This window comes from Sphingomonas sp. CCH9-F2 (assembly GCF_001556735.1).
GTDB lineage: Bacteria > Pseudomonadota > Alphaproteobacteria > Sphingomonadales > Sphingomonadaceae > Sphingomonas > Sphingomonas ginsenosidimutans.
This window is the reverse complement of sequence record NZ_LSJO01000636.1, coordinates 1-2143: the sequence shown is the minus strand read 5'-3', so window position 1 is coordinate 2143 and position 2143 is coordinate 1. Positions and strand designations below refer to the sequence as shown.

Here is a 2143-nt window from a genome sequence, read left to right as displayed (position 1 = left end):
GTGCCCAGCCGCAACGTCGCGCCCGGCGCCACCGCCAGCCGCTCCGCCAGCGCGCGGCCGATCCACACCGTATCGTCCGCCGGCGCCCCCACCGTCCGCCCGTCCGCCAGCGTCAGCCGCCCGTACAGCGGATAGGCGCGGTCGACCGCCTTCAGCTGCACCGGCGCGGTCGCGCCGTTGGCGGCGACCGCCATCGACTGCATCCGCACCGTTTCGGATACGCGGCCCGCGGCGCGCATCGCCGCCAGCTCCGGCGCGTCGGCCAGCCGCTGCGACACCGCGAACTCGACGTCGCCGCCCAGCAGCACGCGCCCGCGCGCCGCCAGCTCGCGGTCGATCGCCTGGGCGAGGCTGCCGATCACCGCCAGCGCGCCGACCCCCAGGAACAGGCATAGCAGCAGCAGCCGCAGCCCGCGGAACCGTGCCGACAGTTCGCGGCGCGACAGCCGCCACGCCAGCGACCAGCCGGTCATGCCGCGATCCGGCCGTCGGCCAGCGCGACGATCCGGTCGCAGCGCTGCGCGAGCGCGGGGTCGTGGGTGATGACGACCAGTGTCGCGCCGGTGTCCGCGCGCCGTTCGAACAGCAGGTCCATGATCCGCTGTCCGGTGGCGGCGTCCAGATTGCCGGTCGGCTCGTCGGCGAAGACGATCCGCGGGCGCGGCGCCAGCGCGCGGGCGATCGCCACGCGCTGCTGCTCCCCGCCCGAAAGCTGCGCGGGATAGTGATGCAGCCGGTGCGCCAGCCCGACCGCCGCCAGCTCTGCCTCGGCGCGCGCCATCGCATCGCCTGCGCCGGCCAGCTCCATCGGCACCGCGACATTCTCGATCGCGGTCATCGTCGGCAGCAGGTGGAAGGCCTGCAGGACGATCCCGATCCGCCCGCGCCGCGCGATCGCCAGCCCGTCCTCGTCCATCGCCGCGAAATCAACCCCGGCGACCTCGACCGCGCCCGACGTTGGCCGCTCCAGCCCCGACAGGATCGCCATCAGCGACGATTTGCCCGATCCCGATGCACCCAGCAGCGCCACGCTCTCGCCGTCCGCGACGGCCAGGTCGATGCCCTTCAGGATATCGACGGGGGCGACGCCGCCCAGCGTCAACCTTACATCCGTCGCGCGGATGACCATATCGCGTGCGCTCATGTGGCAGGGGGTTCCTGAAGGCGATGACGAAGACACCATATGCGACGGGCGCCGCCCTTCTCCAAGCGTTGTTGCTGGGCGCCTGCGATGCGCCCGCGCGCGAGCCGACGCCCGCGGGCGCCGCCACGCCCACGCCCGCCGCGACCGTGCCGGTATCCGGGCCGAAGCGGGTGGTGCTGGCGTTCGGCGACAGCCTGTACGCCGGCTACGGCCTGTCGCGCGGGCAAAGCCTGCCCGATGCGATCCAGGCGCGGCTGCGCGCGCACGGCATCAACGCGACGATCGTCAACGCCGGGGTATCAGGCGATACCACCGCGGACGGCCGCCGCCGGCTGGCCTATACGCTGGACCGGATGACGCCCGCGCCCGACCTGGTGATGCTGGGGCTGGGCGGCAACGACGTGCTGCGCCAGCTCAGCCCCGCCGAGACCCGCGCGAACATGACCGCGATGCTGGGCGAACTGGCGAAGCGGCGCATCCCCGTGGTGCTGACGGGGATGCTCGCCCCGCCCAATCTCGGCCCCGATTTCGCCGCCGCGTTCAACGCCATCTGGCCCGACCTGGCGCGGCGTTACGATGCCCCGCTCCATCCGTTCATCCTGCAGGGCGTGCTCGGCAACCGCCAGCTGATGCTACCCGACGGGGTCCACCCCAATGCGCGCGGCGTCGCGCGGGTCGCCGACCGGCTGGCGCCGCTGGTGGAGAAGCGGCTGGCCGCGCTGCCGGGTAGCGCGCCCGCGCCGCAGCGGCCATAGTCGCCCGCAGACAGGCGCACACGCCGGGGCGGGAGAGGAGATGACCATGAAGGCATTGCGGTATTTTGGCGCGCGCGACATCCGCTACGACACGATGGACGATCCCGCGCTGGCCGGCGATCGCGACGCCATCGTGCAGATGACGGCGTGCAGCATCTGCGGCAGCGACCTGCACATCTACCACGGCCACGGCTTTTCCGGGGATATCGGCTTCTGCGTCGGGCATGAGGCGGTGGGCGAGGTG

General features: G+C 73.0%; 4 protein-coding genes. 2 read left to right on the top strand and 2 right to left on the bottom strand.

Going from position 1 to position 2143, the window contains the following annotated elements:
• Positions 1 to 473: ABC transporter permease (locus AX685_RS17920; protein WP_331710190.1), on the bottom strand; the 473-nt coding region annotated here is incomplete at its 3' end.
• Positions 470 to 1144, bottom strand: a complete 675-nt coding sequence (locus AX685_RS17915) for an ABC transporter ATP-binding protein (protein ID WP_066491089.1) — start codon at positions 1142 to 1144, stop codon at positions 470 to 472. The genes AX685_RS17915 and AX685_RS17920, both read right to left, overlap by 4 nt.
• 23 nt (positions 1145 to 1167) lie before the next feature.
• Here AX685_RS17915 and AX685_RS17910 point away from each other — a divergent pair, with 23 nt between their 5' ends.
• Both AX685_RS17910 and AX685_RS17905 read left to right on the top strand, forming a co-directional pair.
• Positions 1168 to 1899, top strand: a complete 732-nt coding sequence (locus tag AX685_RS17910) for an arylesterase (RefSeq protein WP_066491088.1) — start codon at positions 1168 to 1170, stop codon at positions 1897 to 1899.
• A 46-nt stretch (positions 1900 to 1945) separates the two neighbouring features.
• Positions 1946 to 2143: alcohol dehydrogenase catalytic domain-containing protein (locus AX685_RS17905; RefSeq protein ID WP_156445912.1), on the top strand; the 198-nt coding region annotated here is incomplete at its 3' end.